This window comes from Achromobacter marplatensis (genome assembly GCF_002209535.1).
GTDB lineage: Bacteria > Pseudomonadota > Gammaproteobacteria > Burkholderiales > Burkholderiaceae_B > Achromobacter > Achromobacter marplatensis.
On sequence record NZ_NJIG01000025.1, the window covers coordinates 43,644 to 60,572 of the forward strand.

The following is a 16,929-nucleotide window of genomic DNA, read 5'->3' on the forward strand; positions in this document are numbered from 1 at the left end:
CTATTGCGCGTCCAGCGCCAGGTAGCGCTGGGTCTGCACGATGGCTTCGCGTTCCTTGAAGCTCGTCAGGCGATCGGCCAGCGCGCTGCTGTCGCCGGTCTGCTTGATGGCGGCCAGCGTGGCCTGCATGGCATGGATGGCGGCGCGCTGCAGGTCCGACGGAATGATGGCCAGGCGATAGCCCATCGCGGCCAAGTCGGGCAGCGGCACCAGCGGCGTCTTGCCGCCATAGAACATGTTGATGAGCTTCAGGCCCGGCAGGCGCTCGGCGATGGCGCGGATCTGCTCCAGCGTTTCGGGCGCTTCCACGAACACCATGTCCGCGCCCGCTTTCACGTAGCGTTCGGCACGCGCAATCGCCGCATCAAACCCTTCCACCGCAATCGCATCCGTGCGCGCGATGACCAGTGCGTCGGCGTCCGACAGCGTCTGGCGCGCGATGTGCACCTTGCGGCACATCTCGTCCGTGTCCACAAGGCTCTTGTCGTCCAGATGGCCGCAGCGCTTGGGAAAGGACTGGTCTTCGATATGGAAGGCGGCGACACCCGCGCGCTCCATGATGCGCACGGTGCGTTCCACGTTGGCCGATCCGCCGAAACCGGTGTCTGCGTCCGCCACGACCGGCAGGCCGCTGGCGTCGACGATCTTCTCGACCCGATCCATCACTTCGGTGAAGCTCAAGAGGCCGATATCCGGATAGCCTGCCGCACGCGCGATGGCGCCGCCACTGGCGTAGACGGCGTTGAATCCCGCGGCGGCCACCAGCCGGGCCGACATGCCGTCATAGGCGCCGGGCGCCACGACGATGTCGCGGGCCAGGTGCTGGCGCAACAGGGTGCTGGGTTTGACGGGAGCATTCATGGCGGTTCCTTGATGAAGATGCGTCGATGTATGCATCATCGGCTGGCCGCAATAGAATGTCCAATATATGGAAAATTGATAATCAGTACTTTTCAGGTATCAATATGGAACTGCGCCATTTGCGCTATTTCGTCGTGACCGCCGAGGCGCAGCATTTCACGCGTGCGGCCGAACTGCTGGGCATGGCGCAGCCCCCGCTCAGCCAGCAGATCCGCCAGCTGGAGCAAGAGGTCGGCACGCCGCTGTTTGACCGCACGGGCCGCGGCGTCGCGCTGAACGACGCCGGCCGCGCATTCCTGGTGTGCGCGCAAGACATCCTGCAACGCGCGCAGGCCGCCGTGCAGACGGCGCAACGCGCCGCGCGTGGCGAGGTCGGCGAACTGACCCTGGGTTTCACCGAATCCGCGTCGTTCAACGGTGTCGTGACGGAGCTGATCCGCCAATACCGGCAACAGTATCCCGATGTGGAAATGACCCTGTCGCAAGGCGATAGCGAGACGCTGGTGGCGCAGCTGCGCGAAGGCGCGATCGACGCCGCCTTCGTGCGCCCGCCCTTTGCGCTGGACGGCGGGTTGACGTTCACGCAGTTGGCGGAAGAACCGCTGGTGGTGGCCCTGCCGCTGGGCCATGCGCTGGCGCGAAAGAAGCGGCTGGCGCCCGCGGACCTGACGCAGGAACGCTTCATCCTGTATTCGCGCAAGTCGGGGTACGGGCTCAGCGCGGACATCATGGCGGCATGCCGGCAGCACGGCCTGAATCCGTTGATCGGCCAACGCGCGCCGCAGCTGTCGTCGGCGGTGAACCTGGTGGCGGCAGGCATGGGCGTGGCGGTGGTGCCGGCGTCATTGCGCCACCTGCGCCCCGACGGCGTGGTCTACCGCCCTTTCGCGCTGGACTGGCCGCGCGCGGTGCTGGGGCTGGCGGTGCGTCAGGACAGGCCGGGCGGCAAGGTGGAAAACCTGCTTCGGCTGGCCGGCGGCCGCGCCTAGAACCGGCGCGCCGCGGCGCTTAGTCTTCGTGCGACTCGTGCACGGCCACGGCGCCGCGCTTCCAATAGCTGGCTGCGCGGATGCGGGCCTTGTCGGTGCCATGCTGCGACACCATGATTTCACGCACGGCCTTGGCCACGGCGGATTCGGCCGCCACCCACACATAGCCTTCGCCGGGCGGCAAGGTCAGTTCCCGCGCCGCTTCCAGCAACAAGGTGCTGTAGCCCGGCGCCGTGCCATCGCGATGCAGCCAGCGCACGGACGTCTGCGCAGCCGAGGGCAGCGGGATCTGGTTGGCGGCGGACGGCACCTCGATCAGAACGAACGCCTGCGCGGCGGCGGGCAGTTCCTCGAGGCGGCGGGCGATGGCGGGCAGCGCCGTTTCGTCGCCGATCAGCACATGCCAATCAAACCCCTTGGGCACCACGAAAGAACCGCGCGGGCCGCCGATGCCCAGCGTCTGGCCGGGCGCGGCCTGCTCGGCCCAGGTGGACGCAGGGCCATCGCCGTGCAGCACGAATTCAATGACAAGCTCGCGGCGTGCCGCATCGAAACTGCGGGGGGTGTAGTCGCGCGCGGCGGGCTTGGGCGCGCCTTCAGGGAACTTGACGCCATCCGGGCCGACGGTGGGCAATGCCAGCGGCTGCGTCGGGTCGGCGGGGAAAAAGAGCTTCACATGGTCGTCAAACGACGCGGACACGAAGTCCGCGAGGTCGTCGCCGGTGAAGGTGATGCGGGCCAGCAGGCCGGCAACGCGCTCGATGCGCGCAACGGTCAGCACGCGCATCTTCAGGTTGTGGCGCACGCGCTCCACGTTCAAATCGCTACGGGTCATTAAAACTCCAGTGTCAGGGGAACGGGTCAAGCACAGGGCTTGCCGTTGATCTCGTCGGTGGCACGCGCCAGGATGGCGGCGATGCGCCGTTGCTCGGTGGGCGACGCGTCGGTGCGGTCCAGCAGCGCCTGCCGGATGGCCTGGCGCGCCTCGACGAACTCCGGCAGCCAGCCGGTACGCACGTCTTCGCCTTCAGGGCCCAGGCTGCGGGGCTCGCCGCTCCAGGCCTGGCGCATCCAGTCCATCTTGCGGGCAATGTGCTTGAAACGATTGAACATCAGGGTCAGGCGGCTGCGGTTCGCTTCCAGATGCGCCTTGCCCGGCTCCGCCAGGTGATAGCGCTTCTTGGCGCCCTCTTGTTCCACCGTGGCGTAGCCCAGCTCTTCCAGATAGGTCAACGCGGGGTAAACCATCCCCGGGCTGGGCGTATAGAAGCCGTTGCTGAGCGTGCCCAGCGCCTTGATGAGTTCATAGCCGTGGCTCGGGCTTTGCTCAAGCAGGCCCAGCAGCATCAGCTGCAGGTCGTCAGCCGACACGCGGCGTCCCCGCGTGAACCCGCGCCCGTCGCCGCCGAAACCGTCGGCGTCGCCCCGGCCGTCGGGCGGACCCGAGAACCAGTCGCCGCTAGAGGCGGCATGGCGGGGGTGATGGGGATGGTGGGCGTGATGCCCATGGTGGCCGTGGTGGCCGTGATGCTCATGGTGAAAATGGGAATGGCGCATGGATTCGCTCTTAAGATGTATCTTTAGATATATATCTTACGATACACCCGCAAAAAACCCGACGTCAAGCGCGGCGTTCCACCCGCCCCGCATCGGGCGTCACTCCAACCCGATCCGCCTGGCGCCCTCTCTGAACAAGACCTGCACCTCGGGCGTCAGGCGGAACGCAGCCAGGAGGTCACCCACGCGGTAGGCGGGATGCGACTTGCGGATCAACGGCAGGAAGCCCAGCGCTTCGTCCACCCGGTCAGCGATGGCCAGGCAATGGGCGGCGATCGCCAGGATGTGCACGTGGGCATTGGGACGCATCGCGGCCTTGAGCGCCCAGTCGGCAGCCTCCTCGATCCGTCCCAACCGGACCAGCGCCAGCGCGCGGACGGCCAGCATGCCGAACATCAGGGGGTCGAAGGGACTCAGATGGCGCGAATGGTCCGCCGACCCGATGGCCGCCAGGGCGTCCCCTGATTGGCAATGGACAAACCCCAACGAGTAATGCCCCAGGGCGAAATTGGGGCTCAGATCGACGGCACGCTGTAATTCCGCCAGCGATGGGTCCTGAGTGCCGCGCAGCCACAGTGCGCGGCCCATGGCCCAATGTGCCGCGGGGTCGCGGTCGTCGGCGATCAGGCCTTGACCGGCGGTCTTGAACGCCAGGTCCATCGCGGGCTGCTGCTCGCCCCAGCGCTGGAACGCGTCCTGCCAGTGGGTAAACGACAGCCCCGCGTAGGCCCGGGAATACGTGGGGTCCAGCCGCACCGCCATCTGGAAAAAATGTCGCGCCAGCGCGTTGTCCGCCTGGTTGAACCGGTACATGTGCCACAGGCCGCGGTGATGGGCCGACCACGCGTCCAACGAATTCGGCGGCGTGAGAATGGCCCGGTTGCGCTCGGCGGATTCGACCTCGATTTCGATCGACGCGACGATCCGGTTGCCGATCTCGTCCAGTGCGACGAATGCGTCGTCCAGCGCATGGTCGAAGGTCTCTGCCCACACGATGCGCGCCGTCCGCGATTCGACGAGCGCCACGTCCACGATGATCCGCTTGGCGTGCCGGCGCAGCGAGCCGCTCACCACGAAGTCCACATTCAGCGTCCGGCCGGCCTCTTCCGGCCCCACGCTGCGCTGGTCCAGGGCGAAGACCGTCCCCTGCGCGATGACGAACAGGCTGCGCAGCTTGGCCAACCGGGTGATGATGTCGTAGGCCAACCCGTCCCCCAACCCGCCCCGCACGCCGCTGCGCGCCGCGGCGTTCGTAAATGGCATGACCGCGATCGAGGCCCGTCCGGTTCTTTCCCTGCCGCCGTCGGACGAGTCGGCAATCGGTGCCTTCGCGGCGTCAGCCGCCGGTTCCGGCGAGCCGCCGGGCGATAGCCGAAGCTGCCGCCAGGCATCGCGCAGGGGCCGCCAATCCAGCCCCTCGTCCTCGAAGGCGCGTATCGCGGCAGCCAGGTGTTCTTCTCCCTCGCGAAGCCGCCCCCGGTCGCTTAGCGACTGCAGCATCAACGCGTGTGCGCGCCGGTCGTACGGGGCCAACCGCAACCAATTGTCCAGGCAGCCGTAGCGCTCTTCGGACTCGGTTGGCAGGCACGCGGCCAGGTGCTCCAGCACCACCGCCTGGCAGGCTCTCAATCGCCGCCGTTGCGCCACCATCCAGCTATCGAAGACCGGGCACGCCCTGAGCTGCAGGCCATCCAGGAACTCGCCCGCGAATAGCGCCGCCAGCCGGCGCAGCCTATCCACGCCCACACTACTGATGCCCTGCCGCATCGCCTGCTCGATATCCAGGACGTCGACAAGGCAGTCGTGCAAATCGAGCGCCACCGTCTCTGGCGTTGCCTGAATTCGTCGGCGGTCGGGCTCGTCAAGCAAGGTTCTTGCCTTGCTGAGACACCAGCGCAGTTCGCCTCGGGGATCGTTCGGAACGTCCCAAAGCAGCTCGCACAGATGCGTGCGCGTCACGGCATGCGGAGCAAGCGCAAGATAGGCGATCAACGCGCGGAGCTTGCGCGAGGGTGGCAACGCCAAGGCGGCGTCCCCCCGCAAGATCGCCATCGACCCAAGCATGTGGATACGAATGGCGGCGGCATCCTGGGGAAAATCCGGGTGCCTTGCCGCCGCAGATTCCACGCCGGCTACCACGGTCCGCTCCACGCACGGGAACTACGGTTGACTCCGGATCGCACGACACGCACCTGCCTTCGCGCCCTTGTCTGTGATGCCGCTCGGCGCCGGCGATGTCCGCTGTCGCTTTCCCCCCGTACTAATGGAGACAGACCATGTCCATATCCGCCACCGCCGTTGCGCAACCTCAAGCCGCCGCGCAGCCCGATCTGGCCGCCCTGAAGACCCGCCAGCAAGCCACCTGGTCTTCCGGAGACTATGCCGTCGTCGGCACCACGTTGCAGATCGTCGGCGAGCAGCTGTGCGAATCCCTCGACGTCCGCGCCGGACAGAAAGTGCTTGATGTCGCAGCTGGCAACGGCAACGCCTCGCTGGCCGCGGCCCGCCGCTGGTGCGAGGTGGTCGCCACCGACTACGTGCCCGCGCTGCTGGGACGCGCCCGTGAACGCGCCGCGGCCGAACGACTGAAGGTCGAATTCCAGGAAGCCGATGCCGAGGCCCTGCCCTTTGCACCCGCCAGCTTCGACGCCGTCGTTTCCACCTTCGGCGTGATGTTCACGGCCGATCACGACAAGGCCGCCGCCGAACTGGTCCGCGTCTGCCGCCCAGGTGGCAAGATCGGCATGGCCAACTGGACGCCCGAGGGCTTCATCGGCCAAATCTTCAAGACCATCGGCAAGCACCTGCCCCCGCCGGCCGGCGTCAAATCGCCCGCGCTGTGGGGCACCCGGGCGCGCATCGACGAGATGTTCGGCGCCCACGCCTCCGCCATCCAGGCCGAACCCCGCCACTTCGTGTTCCGCTATCGTTCGCCCGAACATTGGCTGCAGGTCTTCAAGACCTATTACGGGCCGCTTCTTAAAGCGTTTGCTGCGTTGGAACCTGCGGCGCAAGCCGCCCTGGAAAGCGATCTGATAGCGCAAATAGACCGGTTCAATCGCTCTAGCGACGCCGGGATGGTGGTGCCCAGTGAATACCTTGAGATCGTGATCACGCGCCGATAGCCGGGCGGCGATCCCAGACCCCTTACCGCCGGGGTCATTCGGGCAGGCAGCAAGCAGTAGATGGTCCATGGCGCGACGCCTTTACGCCCTTCCGCGCACGGAGCGGGACGAACGACGCGAAGCAGTGACATGCAAAGCTGGCACGCGGGCTGCGGCCCGGGCCAGGCCGGGACTGATCCTCTGCCTGAAATCATACGCCTGTCGGCGGCGGCTGGCGCAAGCCTGCTGCCGTCAGGCGCCGCGTTCGAATCCCCCAGCCGCGATCCGGCGCAATGTCTCATTATTCAGGCCGATTTGTCTCGCCTCGCCCGGTAATGCGGCTTCTGCCATGAGGCCCAGTGTAAATTCGCCAACGATTTCACTCGAGGCGACTCGGGCGGCTCGAGCGTTCGCAGGTTGCCTCGCCGGGCCATCTCCTGAAGGCAAAGATCGTAGGTGCATCCCGGAATGCGTAGCGGCTTCGGAAAGGGCGGAGCCTACGTGAAGCCGGGGTATGAAGTCACCTTCAATCGATCAAGAGGCCTACATGTCATTTTCATCCGTGTCCCGCATCGTCGCCCTGACGCTCGCAACGTTTGGCACTGCGCATGCGCAATCCCCCGATGCGACGACACCGGTTGGCGTCGACAACTTTGTCCGTGCCGAGTCCGATCTCTACATGGGAAAAATGGTGGCGGATGGAGGTGTCGGACGCTTTATCCACAGCCGCGCACCGGTCGCCATCGACGCACAGAACGTCATCCGCATGAATCGCGACACGCTCTACTCCGAAGCCGTGTTCGATCTGGATGCAGGCCCCGTCACGATCACGCTGCCCGAAGCCGGTGCACGATTCATGTCGATGCAGATCGTCGATGAAGACCATTACGTACCCGCCGTTTTCTACGGTGCCGGCGCCCATACCCTGAGCAAGGCGGACATCGGCACGCGCTATGTCTTTGTCGCGATCCGCACGCTGGTCGACCCCGCAGACAAGAAGGATCTTGAGCAGGTGCACGCCCTGCAGGATGCCATCAAGGTCAGCCAGGCCAAGGCGGGAGAATTCGTCGTGCCGAAGTGGGATCAGGCCAGCCAGAAAAAGATGCGCGACGCCCTGCTGGTGCTGGGCGAGACGGTCCCCAACTACAACCAGGCCTTTGGCCCGAAGGGCACGGTCGACCCAATCCAGCACTTGATTGGCACCGCCACGGGTTGGGGTGGAAATCCCGCCAAGGACGCCATCTACCTTACCGGCGTGGCGCCCAAAAACGATGGAAAAACCGTTTATCGGCTGAACGTAAAGGAAGTCCCGGTGAAGAGCTTCTGGTCGGTCAGCGTGTACAACGCCGACGGCTACTTCCAGAAGAACCCGTACGACGCCTATTCGTTGAACAACCTCACCGCGCAACAAAAGGCTGACGGGTCGATCGACATCCAGTTCGGCGGATGCGACGGGAAGATCGCCAATTGCCTGCCCACCACGCCGGGTTGGAACTACACGGTCAGGCTTTATCAGCCAAGCGAGGAAATCCTGAACGGCAAATGGCGCTTTCCGGAGCCGACACCGCAGCCCTAACCTCCGTTCGGTCGCGCAGCCCAAGCCGACACCCGCGTTTGTGCAACATGGACGCGGGTACACTGGCCACTTGGCCGGCCATGGGCTTGCGACTTAAGGCGAGACGTCAACATGACTTGCTCAGAAACGTTCATCTCCACCGACGCAATAGAGCATTCGCTGCGTGACGAGTACTGGCGTGAAGTCACGCGCCCGTTCTGCGATACGACGCTCGATCCGACAACGGGTTCGGCAACGTTGGAAGGCACCATGCGGATCCGCCACCTGGGCGGATTGACGCTGGGCTCAACGACCTTCAACGCGCAGCGCTACAAGCGGGACAAGGCCACGATTGCCCGCAGCGGGCTGGATCATTACCTTGTTCATGTCGTGGCGGCGGGTTCCATCCACGGCGACTTTGACGGCCGCGACGTCCTGGCGGCCCCCGGCGGGATCTGCATCATCGACCTGGCCCGCCCTTATGCATGCAGCGTGGAAGCCGGCGAGCGAGTGGCGACGACCATCCCCCGCGCCGGCATCGATAAGCTGCTGGGGCCCCGCGACGTGCACGGATTCGTCCTTGACCCCGGGCTTCCGATGACGCGCCTGCTTGCGGACTACCTTCGCGGTTTCCACGCGGTGGCAGGCCAGCTGTCCACCAGTGAGGACGGCGCGGCACAAGAAGCCCTTACCACGCTGCTCTCGGCAGGCCTGTCGAACACCGCGCCCGTCGACGATGGCCCGCAATCCGTGCTGGGTCAGGCAATGCGGGCGCGAGCCCTTGCCTATATTGATCGCCACCTTGCAGATCCCGAGCTGGGCCCGGACCTGCTCGTGCAACGATTCAGAGTCTCGCGCGCCCATCTGTATCGCGTATTTTCCGACCTGGGCGGCATCGCCCAGGTGATCAAGACACGGCGCCTGGACGCGGCCTACGCCTTCCTCGTCGATCCACGGCGCCCCGCACGACCGATGAGCCAGATCGCCGCTGACTTCGGCTTTCGCAATACCGGGCGCTTTCGCCAGGCATTTCTTGCGCGCTTTGGCTTAGCCCCTGAAGACGCCAGCGGCCAAAGCCCCCACGCGGCGTCGCCGCTCGACAGCGACAATTTTCTATCGACCCATTTCGCGGCGCACAGCCATCGGCCCGACGTCGCGTAAGGCGCCTGCGCTTCAGAACTGGTAAGCCAGACCCACAATGGGGCCCTGCTGGACGACGTTGTAGACGAAGCCGTTCCGATTGAAATTGACGCCCAGCGCACGGTAGCCCAGCACTGCCGACAGATTGGACTTGAACTGATAGCCAATCGCGGCCGTGGCGTCCCAGTCCAGCCGGGCTTGTCCGGCGCCGATCACGCCCCAGCCGGTCAGATACCAGTGATCGTTCAACGCGTATTGGCCGCGCACGCCGGCAACCGCATCAATCCACGTCGCGCTGTCGCTTCGACGGTTGCCGCCAAGCACCCCACCCTTCAGGGAAATCGTGGTGCTGGCGTGCCAGAGCCGCCCGCCGCCGATCACGTCAAGGTGCCCTCGGTCGCTTTCAAGCACGCTGTAACCCGCGCCCAAAAAACCGGTGAATGTCTTGGAGGAAACATCGACCTTTCGACTCAGGAGGCCGTATTGGGTATTGCCGCCGCCGGAGAGCTGCGCATACATGACGTCCCCGACCACGCTGAACCGCTTGTACCGCGCCTCGGCAGCGCCCATGAACGCCAGATCCGTCTCGCTGATGATGTCGCTGAAACTGGAATTCAGTTTCACCGGCGGCCGCCCGAACTGCCCGACTTTTCCATTGATGCCAGACGCCCAGACATAGGGACTCACGCTGACCTGCCACGTGTCGGCGGCATCGCCAGAGTTCTTCTGCAGAAGCGGGCTGATCGGCAGCGTGCTGTCAGCAAAGGATACGTTGCAGGTCCCGACCAGCGCGCTCAACAGGATAAGCGGCGTAAAACACAGTTTCATGGTGACTCGATGATGCGGCGTCTTTGGAATGCGTAAGCGAATCGAAAATGGCGTCACTGTTCGGCCAGCGCAGCTTCCTCTGCCTTGCATTCGATGCTGGGCGCCGGTTGCTTGGCTTTGGCGGCTTCCACTTCCTTGCGGGCCGCAGCCAGATCGGCACGAAACTCGTCATAGTTCTGCAACAGGGCAACCGTTGCCGCGCCCATCGTGCGGCCGGCATCCACATCGCTTTGCCAATGCGCGTTGCAGATCACGCGGCTTTGCCCGAACGCCAGGCCGCGCTTGAATATTGTGTTGGCGCGATCAGGATTGATTTCGGCCAGGACCAAGGCCCAAGCCCAGCCCGCCGCCGTATGGCCAGACGGGTATGAGCCATCCGTGCGCAACAGCGTTTCCTGCTCGGGGAAGCACGTTCCTTCGTTGTGGACGACAAACGGGCGAACCCGGTTATAGGTGTTCTTGACGCCATAGGTAGACAGGCCTGCATCGGTCAGCACCTTCTGCATCAAGCGATACAGGTGCGGCGTTTGCGCCTCGGTGATGTCCACGCCCATCGCGCACGAGAAATTCTTGGCCGGCTGCGGAAACTGCAGGTCTGCGTCCAGGCGGGCTTGCGCGGCGCGCGCGCCACCGCGCAGCGGGATGGTTGCCTTCCGTGCCTCTTCGTCGCGCGCGAACGCGGCGCTGTCCGCGGCAGGTGGCGGCCCAAGCAGATCGAGGCTGTTGGGCAGGTTCTCTTTGGGGATATAGCCCGGCGCCAACTCGAAGTGCGGGTCCGTAACTGCCGGGTCTGCTGCGCCGTCTGCCGCGTACGACAGCGCGTGGGTCATGCCCAAGAGAGCAAGCGAAACGCGGGCTGCCTTACTGCGTATTGTGCGAAGCATATACATCGATACCGTCAGTTGAATTTGCTGGACCCTCCAACCCGAGACGCTTGGTTTACCCAAGCGTCGCGTGAAGGAAATCGTGGGCGAATTTACACTGCGGGACCGGACGGGAAACGTCAAATGCGCCGAGGTGAGACGGATTGGCGGGAATAATGAGACATTGCTAGGAATACGGCAATGGAGCTGATCATGTCGAACGAACTGCGCATCTGACGTCCACGTCATTGGGTCGAGCATAGACGTCGCCTGGCAGCGATCTGATCACGCGGGAACCAATGAAAATGGCCGCGGGCGTTTTTCCCGCGGCCATTTTTTTTGTGCGGCGCTCAGTGCGCTGATGCAAGCCTTCTCGAAGGGGTGTAAAGCGCAAGCTTTCCCACCATGCAGCCCAGCACGAGCAGCGCGGCATACACCAACAGCGTCACTGCAGCCGCCACATTGGATTCGGCAACACGAATCAGTTGGTTCCATGACATCGCCCTAATGGCCAAAAATCCCATGCCTACACCCAGCACCTGAGCCAGCCAGAAGGCCAGCGTGCCGTGGGCAAGCGCACGTCCTTGGCGCGCAGCGCCGATGGGGTGCTGCAGGATTTTCAGACAGACCTGCGTGCACAGCACCAGGATGATGACGGGCAGGATCAGGTAGCCCAGCGCGTATTCCAGCCAGCCTACGCTCATCGCCTGCGCTTGCAAGTAGCTGCCCAAGGCGATGCATACACTCAATTGCCAGCCCAATATCATCAGCCCCGAGTTCCAGGCGGCGTGACGCTGTTCATACGCCGGGCCACCCGCCAAGCCCGCAGGCTGCACTGTCCGCGTAGCGATGCGCACGACGAGATATGCGCCAAGGATTTCCAGGGCAATGGCCAAGGCACTGATAAACAGGCCCAAAGTAATGAATTGGCCCGCCGGACCGGCGTGCACCATGATGTATTGCATGAGTACGTTACGCAGGTAAACCGTAGCCACCGACACCGCCAACAAGAGGATCAACAGCAAGGCGACGAAGGTGCCAAAGAGCTTGCGGGGTTCGTCCACGGCCTGCGTATTCTTCTGCCGCAGCCAGCGATGCATGGTGCCCCATACCGTCAAGCCGATAAAGACGGCCGATGTTGCAATGGTGGTCAGCAACGGCATCAAGAATTGCGGCTGGCTGTAGATCTCGCGCAGTTGCGCCGACTCGGGTAGCCAAAATACCGAGTAGCTTTGCGCCAGCGCTGCGTAGGCCACGCGGACGACGACGGCGGTCAAAGCCAGACGCCAGGCAAGTGAGGAGGGAAAGGGAGTGGGTTCGATCATCGGCGTTGCACGAACAGTGTCGGGAAATAACGGCAGTCGAAATAATTCGGGATCGAACATAGCACGGCGATGCGGACCGTCATGCAGGAGGTTGGCGGGGGGTGGCATTTGTAATGCTGCTAAATGTTACGTCGGATTGCTAGGGGAAAACCCAAGATTGATTGGTCGCAGGCAAACTCAAATCGCCGCTACAAACCGATATGCCTGACGCCCAATTTACGGGGCCCGCCGCCAGGCCAAAAGGCTGTCGGAAACGAAATTTCACGACATCCATTTTTTATTACTGATTCGGCCCGCCCAGCAAATATGTTCATGCCGCCTGCGGTGATACAAAGCCAAGGCATCGGCATTTGGATGAACCAATCACGTCCCGGACACCCGAAGGGTACAAGAGCACATATTGGTTTATAGGCCGCGTTACGTACTTTCCGCCAAGCTGAACTTAGGAGTTTTGAACGTGCAATTCCACGCGACGAACAGGCGTCAGATCGCGCTTTGCCTCGGTATTGTGCTTGTATGCGGAACGATGTCGGTTTCGTCTGAGGCAGCTGGCGCCAGCTCCAATTTGAAATGGTCCACAGATCCAACCACCCAATGCCGCTTCGTCGCGCCTGATTCTTTAGGTGATGGCCCCAAATACTGGACGGGCTTTTGCTCCACCGTCACCAAAGTAGCCACCGGCGCGGGCATGATCGTGGCTCGTAAGGGAAATCAAACTGGCCCTGCCTTTTTCGGCGAGTTGCGTGCAGGCGTTCCGATCATTGGCGTTGTCAATGATGGAGACGGCTACAGCGCTGGCTTGTTTGATGGCAAGGAAATTGGCGCTTCCAAAGAAGCCGAACGGGTGGATATTGACGACAGCTTCGAAGTCGCTGCGCGCGCCGCAAAGATGGTCAGTGAGTATTATTCCCAGCAAAAGAACACCGCCTCTGCAAAGTATTATCAGGGTGTCGCCAAGCAGTTTTCCACTCAGCTTGAGAGAGATTAAGCCGACGACTGCCCGCTCACGGAGCAGGCCCCCCACGTGAGACCAACGCAAATCTGCCGCGCTGAACACAGCAATCACATGTTGTGAGCGGCGTTGCACCCACAGCGCCATATCAATTAACAATGAACAAACCAATGAAAAATTTTGCGCTTTCTGCGGCTGAGCTTAAGCCCCTGGCTACGGGCAGAGGGGGTTGCATTGCCACCGACGAGATCACCGTTGAAGGCAGGCCGGTTGGCTACATGGTGCGTGAGGAACCGATATTCCCCGAAGACAGCGGCTGGGCTTTTCAGGCAGGCGACGAGACGCAGGCTTATATGGATGATCCGTCCAATCATGGGGTTTTCGACGTGAACACGATCGCAAACCTTTGCCCCGATATCATCCCGCTGCTTGACTCGCCACCGCCTGTCGCATTTGCACGCCTAGCGTCAGGACAGCTTGTGCAAGTGCCCCATGAGGCGCCTTTGGACTAGGTCGGTTGCCCGTTGCAAGCCGACGTGGACTTCATGCGTGGCATGATCCCCCACCACCAAGGCGCCATAGACATGGCGAAAGTGGCGCTTCGGTATGGCAAGGACCCGATCGTTCGCGAACTTGCCGAAGACGTGATCCGCGCCCAGGAGGGTGAGATCACGATGATGCAGGAATGGCTCGACACGCGAGGCCTGCGATGAAAATGTTCTAGAGCAGGTTCCAAAGCTAGCAGCCTGAATGGATCACGGCGCTCGGCAACTCGCACGCGGCACTTGACCTGGATCGAGTTTCCCCAGTTAATGTCGCTGCCTACGTCCTAGCATTACCAATGTAGGAGTCTCTCCCTCCCTCTCCTCGTTTCCATTTATGGTTGCCTCCACGCTCGTCGCCATGCTGTGTGCACACCTGTTGTGCTTTTCGGTCATGTTTTTGCTTATCAGTCGTCGCTTGCCCGGCAACCGGATGGGGATGGATTTTTTTGCGGTAGGCAATCTTCTGCTGGCGTTGGCCTACATCCTGCAACTGCTTGAGGGGGGACCGGCCTGGAGCGTGATGAGCGTCATCAACCACACCCTCACGCTGGCTGCCCCCATCGCCTACTGGCTTGGCGCCATGCGTTTTTTTGGGCGTCAAGTTCCATTGTGGCGTCCATTGATCATTTTTTCCTTGGCCTACGGCATAGCGCAATTATTGGTGCAATGGAACGCAGGACCCACCGCGCGCTATGCCATGCTTGCGGCGACGGCGAGCCTGCTTTTCTTTGCAATGACCATCACCGTGATCTACGGTGTGCGCACTTTCGCAAAAGACTTGTACGGAGAGATGGTCTTCTTTGCGCTTCTGATTGGCGGGATCTGTGTTCTCAATGCGCTGAAGTTCTTGAAAATCGTAGATGACGGTTTGGATGCGCTGCACATGGACAGCCGCTTTCAAATGATCTTCTACATCTACATGTCGACCCTGGCTACCATCGTGCCGCCCTCCATTGTCTGGCTGGTACTGCGGCGGCTGACGGATAGTCTGCGCAACATAGCGGCGCGCGATCCCATGACGGACCTGCTCAATCGCAGAGGGCTTCTGGATGCGCTTAAACGGTATTTCGATTCTCGGCATTCCGCGCCCGTTCGCTTGCTGCTGTTGGATGTCGACCATTTCAAGCGGATCAATGACACCTACGGCCACCAAGCCGGGGATGAAGTCATATGCCAAGTGGCGGAACTACTTCGCTCCACCGTTCGTCGTGGCGACTTGACGGGTCGTATCGGGGGAGAGGAATTCGTGGCAATCTTCCTGGAGGCGGACGGTGACACGGTAATCACCTTGGCAGAGCGCCTACGTACCCGCATGGAAAGCCAAGGCATCAACGTGACGGGTTCTAGTAGTTCCCTGCGCTGTACGATCACCATTGGAATTTCGCCCCCCTTCCATGGCGCCCATGGCCTGGAGGATGCGCTTCGGCAAGCCGACGCGGCGCTCTACAGAGGAAAGGCGGCGGGACGCAATCGGGTCGAATTATCCGACCTGACGTTGTCAGACTGCAATTCATGACGCTGTATGCAGTCTGATACCTTAACGAAGCACGCCTTCTCAGGAGACTCCCCATGCCAAAGTTCGTGACGATCGGATATGGAGACCAAGCGGGTTACGACCGTACGGCAGCCCCCCTCCGCGATGCTGCGCATGCGCACGACGCGCGGTTGAAACAAGACGGCGTGTTGATGGGCATCGCAGGCGCCCCGGTGCAGGTACGCAATCACGACGCTGCCGGCGTCGAAACGACGAACGCACCCTATATGCGGTCGCCCTTGCCAGTGGCTGGCTTTTCCATCATCGAGGCGGCGGACCTGGCCGAGGCGATTGACCTGGTGTCGCGCACGCCCTGCGCGATTGCGCATGGCGTCGTGGAAGTATGGCCATTGGAACAGCCGTAAGCGAGAGCGGCCGATGAGCCGACCGGATTTCATCAAGCATTGGACTGAACTCGAAAAACCCGACGCGGAAGGCACCGAACAGAGCGTGGCGCTACCGATTTCGGGATCAGTTGCTGTTGATCCACTCCTGCGTATCCCGGACGAACCACGGAAGATTCAGTTTTTCCCCTTCGCCGGACTGTATGGTCAAGCGCTGATCCGAGGAACCGGGCGTGGCGTTCGCACGCTGCGTCGTGGAAGATGGCCGGCTGCGATAGTCCATATCGGTTTGCCGGGGCGGATTGTTCGCGCAGGCGGCAATCGACGCGCACGCGACCGCGGCAAGGACGGGTCTTACGGTTAAGCGAAGGATCTTCATGATGGACGGGTTCCCGCTGGTGGCACAGGCCGACGTGCCGGCAATCAAAGGCCTCTACTGCGTACCTTACTCGCAATGCGCGGTCTCTGTTGGCGTCGTACGCCCCTGCACCCATCGCGCAAAATCCTCTGCCCGCGGTTCGTCAGGCGCCGGCGCGTACACCACCAGCCGCAAATGGCGGCTTTCGTCCACGGACAAGGTCGCGTGCTCGAAGGCCACCTCTCCCAGCGGTTCGATATGCAGCTTGCGCACACCCATGCACGTGCCGTGCACGTCGTGTTCGCGCCACCAGGCCTTGAAATCCGGCGACACACGTTCCAGTTCGTCGACCAGTTCGGCGATGTCGGGCACGCCCGCCGCGCTGGCGAAATCGCGCCGGAAGGTGGACAGCATGGCGGGCGCTTGCGCTTGCCAGTCGACGAACACCTGCCGCATCGCGGGCGCCACGAACAGCATCCACAGTAGGTTACGGCGGCCGGGCGCTTGCGCCGAGAAGCCGAAGACGTGGTCGGCGGCGGCGTTCCACACCACGACGTCCCAACGCAGGTTCAGGATGTAGGCCGGCCGGGCGGGCAAGTCGTCCATCAGCCTGCGTACCTGTGGCGGCACGGTGCACACGGTGCGGCCCGGCTCGGCAGGCGGGCGTTGATGGGCCAACAGATACAGGTGGCGGCGCTCGGCGGGATCCAGTTTCAGTACGCGCGCCAGGTTTTCCAGGAAGGTGGCCGACACGCTGATGTTGCGCCCCTGTTCGAACCACGTGTACCAGGCCAGGCCCACGCCCGCCAACGCGGCCACTTCCTCACGGCGCAGTCCGGGCGTTCGGCGGCGGCCGCCGGCGGGCAGGCCCAGCGCCGTCGGGCTGAGGCGTTCACGACGCAGGCGCAGGAATTCGGACAGGTCCGCCCGTGTGCGGTCCAGGCGCTGGGGGATGGGAGCGTCAGTCATCACGA

At 63.0% G+C, this 16,929-nt stretch carries 18 protein-coding genes; 9 read left to right on the forward strand and 9 right to left on the reverse strand.

What is annotated here, in order from left to right; all coding sequences use genetic code 11:
- Nucleotides 1–861 (reverse strand): isocitrate lyase/PEP mutase family protein, encoded by an 861-nt coding sequence (locus CEY09_RS29710; RefSeq protein WP_006222460.1) that lies wholly within the window; start codon nt 859–861, stop codon nt 1–3.
- 104 nt (nt 862–965) lie between these two features.
- Between CEY09_RS29710 and CEY09_RS29715 the strand changes: the two genes are divergently transcribed.
- Nucleotides 966–1,850 carry a LysR family transcriptional regulator gene (locus CEY09_RS29715; protein WP_088591355.1) on the forward strand — a complete coding sequence of 295 codons (885 nt, stop codon included), beginning with the start codon at nt 966–968 and terminating at the stop codon, nt 1,848–1,850.
- A 19-nt stretch (nt 1,851–1,869) separates the two neighbouring features.
- On the opposite strand, the gene CEY09_RS29720 is transcribed toward CEY09_RS29715, so the two are convergent.
- From CEY09_RS29720 to CEY09_RS29730, 3 genes are all read right to left on the reverse strand, one after another.
- Nucleotides 1,870–2,685 (reverse strand): siderophore-interacting protein, encoded by an 816-nt coding sequence (locus tag CEY09_RS29720; RefSeq protein WP_088591356.1) that lies wholly within the window; start codon nt 2,683–2,685, stop codon nt 1,870–1,872.
- A gap of 26 nt (nt 2,686–2,711) precedes the next feature.
- Nucleotides 2,712–3,407 (reverse strand): PadR family transcriptional regulator, encoded by a 696-nt coding sequence (locus tag CEY09_RS29725; protein WP_234818428.1) that lies wholly within the window; start codon nt 3,405–3,407, stop codon nt 2,712–2,714.
- 99 nt (nt 3,408–3,506) lie between these two features.
- Nucleotides 3,507–5,546: a transcriptional regulator gene (locus CEY09_RS29730; RefSeq protein ID WP_167390187.1), complete on the reverse strand. Its 2,040-nt coding sequence runs from the start codon at nt 5,544–5,546 to the stop codon at nt 3,507–3,509.
- A gap of 137 nt (nt 5,547–5,683) precedes the next feature.
- On the opposite strand from CEY09_RS29730, the gene CEY09_RS29735 reads away from it, so the two are divergent.
- From CEY09_RS29735 to CEY09_RS29745, 3 genes are all read left to right on the forward strand, one after another.
- A complete protein-coding gene (locus CEY09_RS29735; RefSeq protein ID WP_088591358.1) occupies nt 5,684–6,532 on the forward strand; it encodes a class I SAM-dependent methyltransferase in 849 nt (282 codons plus the stop codon).
- A 526-nt stretch (nt 6,533–7,058) separates the two neighbouring features.
- The gene (locus CEY09_RS29740) at nt 7,059–8,087 is read left to right on the forward strand and encodes a DUF1254 domain-containing protein (RefSeq protein ID WP_088591375.1); all 1,029 of its coding nucleotides are present in this window, start codon (nt 7,059–7,061) and stop codon (nt 8,085–8,087) included.
- Nucleotides 8,088–8,198: 111 nt separating this feature from the next.
- Entirely contained in the window at nt 8,199–9,227 is a 1,029-nt protein-coding gene (locus tag CEY09_RS29745; protein WP_088591359.1) for an AraC-like ligand-binding domain-containing protein, read from the forward strand.
- A 12-nt stretch (nt 9,228–9,239) separates the two neighbouring features.
- On the opposite strand, the gene CEY09_RS29750 is transcribed toward CEY09_RS29745, so the two are convergent.
- From CEY09_RS29750 to CEY09_RS29760, 3 genes are all read right to left on the reverse strand, one after another.
- Nucleotides 9,240–10,034 (reverse strand): hypothetical protein, encoded by a 795-nt coding sequence (locus tag CEY09_RS29750; protein WP_088591360.1) that lies wholly within the window; start codon nt 10,032–10,034, stop codon nt 9,240–9,242.
- A gap of 53 nt (nt 10,035–10,087) precedes the next feature.
- Nucleotides 10,088–10,864: an acid phosphatase gene (locus CEY09_RS29755; RefSeq protein WP_234818429.1), complete on the reverse strand. Its 777-nt coding sequence runs from the start codon at nt 10,862–10,864 to the stop codon at nt 10,088–10,090.
- A 383-nt stretch (nt 10,865–11,247) separates the two neighbouring features.
- Nucleotides 11,248–12,282: a hypothetical protein gene (locus CEY09_RS29760; protein WP_234818430.1), complete on the reverse strand. Its 1,035-nt coding sequence runs from the start codon at nt 12,280–12,282 to the stop codon at nt 11,248–11,250.
- A gap of 397 nt (nt 12,283–12,679) precedes the next feature.
- Here CEY09_RS29760 and CEY09_RS32075 point away from each other — a divergent pair, with 397 nt between their 5' ends.
- The 5 genes from CEY09_RS32075 to CEY09_RS29785 all read left to right on the forward strand — a co-directional run bounded on the left by CEY09_RS32075 (nt 12,680) and on the right by CEY09_RS29785 (nt 15,618).
- Nucleotides 12,680–13,210, forward strand: coding sequence for a hypothetical protein (locus CEY09_RS32075; RefSeq protein ID WP_143219588.1), 531 nt, complete (start codon nt 12,680–12,682; stop codon nt 13,208–13,210).
- A gap of 122 nt (nt 13,211–13,332) precedes the next feature.
- Nucleotides 13,333–13,686, forward strand: coding sequence for a DUF2185 domain-containing protein (locus tag CEY09_RS29770; protein WP_088591363.1), 354 nt, complete (start codon nt 13,333–13,335; stop codon nt 13,684–13,686).
- Nucleotides 13,687–13,710: 24 nt separating this feature from the next.
- Complete coding sequence (gene copM, locus CEY09_RS29775) at nt 13,711–13,887, forward strand: CopM family metallochaperone (RefSeq protein WP_446678361.1); 177 nt, start codon at nt 13,711–13,713, stop codon at nt 13,885–13,887.
- Nucleotides 13,888–14,053: 166 nt separating this feature from the next.
- Entirely contained in the window at nt 14,054–15,235 is a 1,182-nt protein-coding gene (locus CEY09_RS29780; RefSeq protein ID WP_088591364.1) for a GGDEF domain-containing protein, read from the forward strand.
- A 53-nt stretch (nt 15,236–15,288) separates the two neighbouring features.
- Entirely contained in the window at nt 15,289–15,618 is a 330-nt protein-coding gene (locus CEY09_RS29785; RefSeq protein ID WP_088591365.1) for a YciI family protein, read from the forward strand.
- A 106-nt stretch (nt 15,619–15,724) separates the two neighbouring features.
- Here the strand turns inward: CEY09_RS29785 and CEY09_RS29790 are convergent, their stop codons facing one another.
- Nucleotides 15,725–15,976 carry a hypothetical protein gene (locus CEY09_RS29790; RefSeq protein ID WP_088591378.1) on the reverse strand — a complete coding sequence of 84 codons (252 nt, stop codon included), beginning with the start codon at nt 15,974–15,976 and terminating at the stop codon, nt 15,725–15,727.
- Between the two features lie 66 nt (nt 15,977–16,042).
- Nucleotides 16,043–16,924, reverse strand: coding sequence for a helix-turn-helix transcriptional regulator (locus tag CEY09_RS29795; RefSeq protein ID WP_088591366.1), 882 nt, complete (start codon nt 16,922–16,924; stop codon nt 16,043–16,045).
- Nucleotides 16,925–16,929: the final 5 nt, after the last annotated feature.

What these genes read in the sequence shown, in the direction of transcription:
- CEY09_RS29745 (WP_088591359.1), top strand. Translation starts at nt 8,199, where the DNA reads ATGACTTGCTCAGAAACGTTCATCTCCACCGACGCAATAGAGCATTCG.
- CEY09_RS29795 (WP_088591366.1), bottom strand. Translation starts at nt 16,924, where the DNA reads ATGACTGACGCTCCCATCCCCCAGCGCCTGGACCGCACACGGGCGGAC.
- CEY09_RS29750 (WP_088591360.1), bottom strand. Translation starts at nt 10,034, where the DNA reads ATGAAACTGTGTTTTACGCCGCTTATCCTGTTGAGCGCGCTGGTCGGG.
- CEY09_RS29740 (WP_088591375.1), top strand. Translation starts at nt 7,059, where the DNA reads ATGTCATTTTCATCCGTGTCCCGCATCGTCGCCCTGACGCTCGCAACG.
- CEY09_RS29760 (WP_234818430.1), bottom strand. Translation starts at nt 12,282, where the DNA reads ATGTTCGATCCCGAATTATTTCGACTGCCGTTATTTCCCGACACTGTT.
- CEY09_RS29715 (WP_088591355.1), top strand. Translation starts at nt 966, where the DNA reads ATGGAACTGCGCCATTTGCGCTATTTCGTCGTGACCGCCGAGGCGCAG.
- CEY09_RS29790 (WP_088591378.1), bottom strand. Translation starts at nt 15,976, where the DNA reads ATGAAGATCCTTCGCTTAACCGTAAGACCCGTCCTTGCCGCGGTCGCG.
- CEY09_RS29770 (WP_088591363.1), top strand. Translation starts at nt 13,333, where the DNA reads ATGAACAAACCAATGAAAAATTTTGCGCTTTCTGCGGCTGAGCTTAAG.
- CEY09_RS29755 (WP_234818429.1), bottom strand. Translation starts at nt 10,864, where the DNA reads ATGACCCACGCGCTGTCGTACGCGGCAGACGGCGCAGCAGACCCGGCA.
- CEY09_RS29720 (WP_088591356.1), bottom strand. Translation starts at nt 2,685, where the DNA reads ATGACCCGTAGCGATTTGAACGTGGAGCGCGTGCGCCACAACCTGAAG.
- CEY09_RS29735 (WP_088591358.1), top strand. Translation starts at nt 5,684, where the DNA reads ATGTCCATATCCGCCACCGCCGTTGCGCAACCTCAAGCCGCCGCGCAG.
- CEY09_RS29780 (WP_088591364.1), top strand. Translation starts at nt 14,054, where the DNA reads ATGGTTGCCTCCACGCTCGTCGCCATGCTGTGTGCACACCTGTTGTGC.
- CEY09_RS29785 (WP_088591365.1), top strand. Translation starts at nt 15,289, where the DNA reads ATGCCAAAGTTCGTGACGATCGGATATGGAGACCAAGCGGGTTACGAC.
- CEY09_RS29710 (WP_006222460.1), bottom strand. Translation starts at nt 861, where the DNA reads ATGAATGCTCCCGTCAAACCCAGCACCCTGTTGCGCCAGCACCTGGCC.
- CEY09_RS29725 (WP_234818428.1), bottom strand. Translation starts at nt 3,407, where the DNA reads ATGCGCCATTCCCATTTTCACCATGAGCATCACGGCCACCACGGCCAC.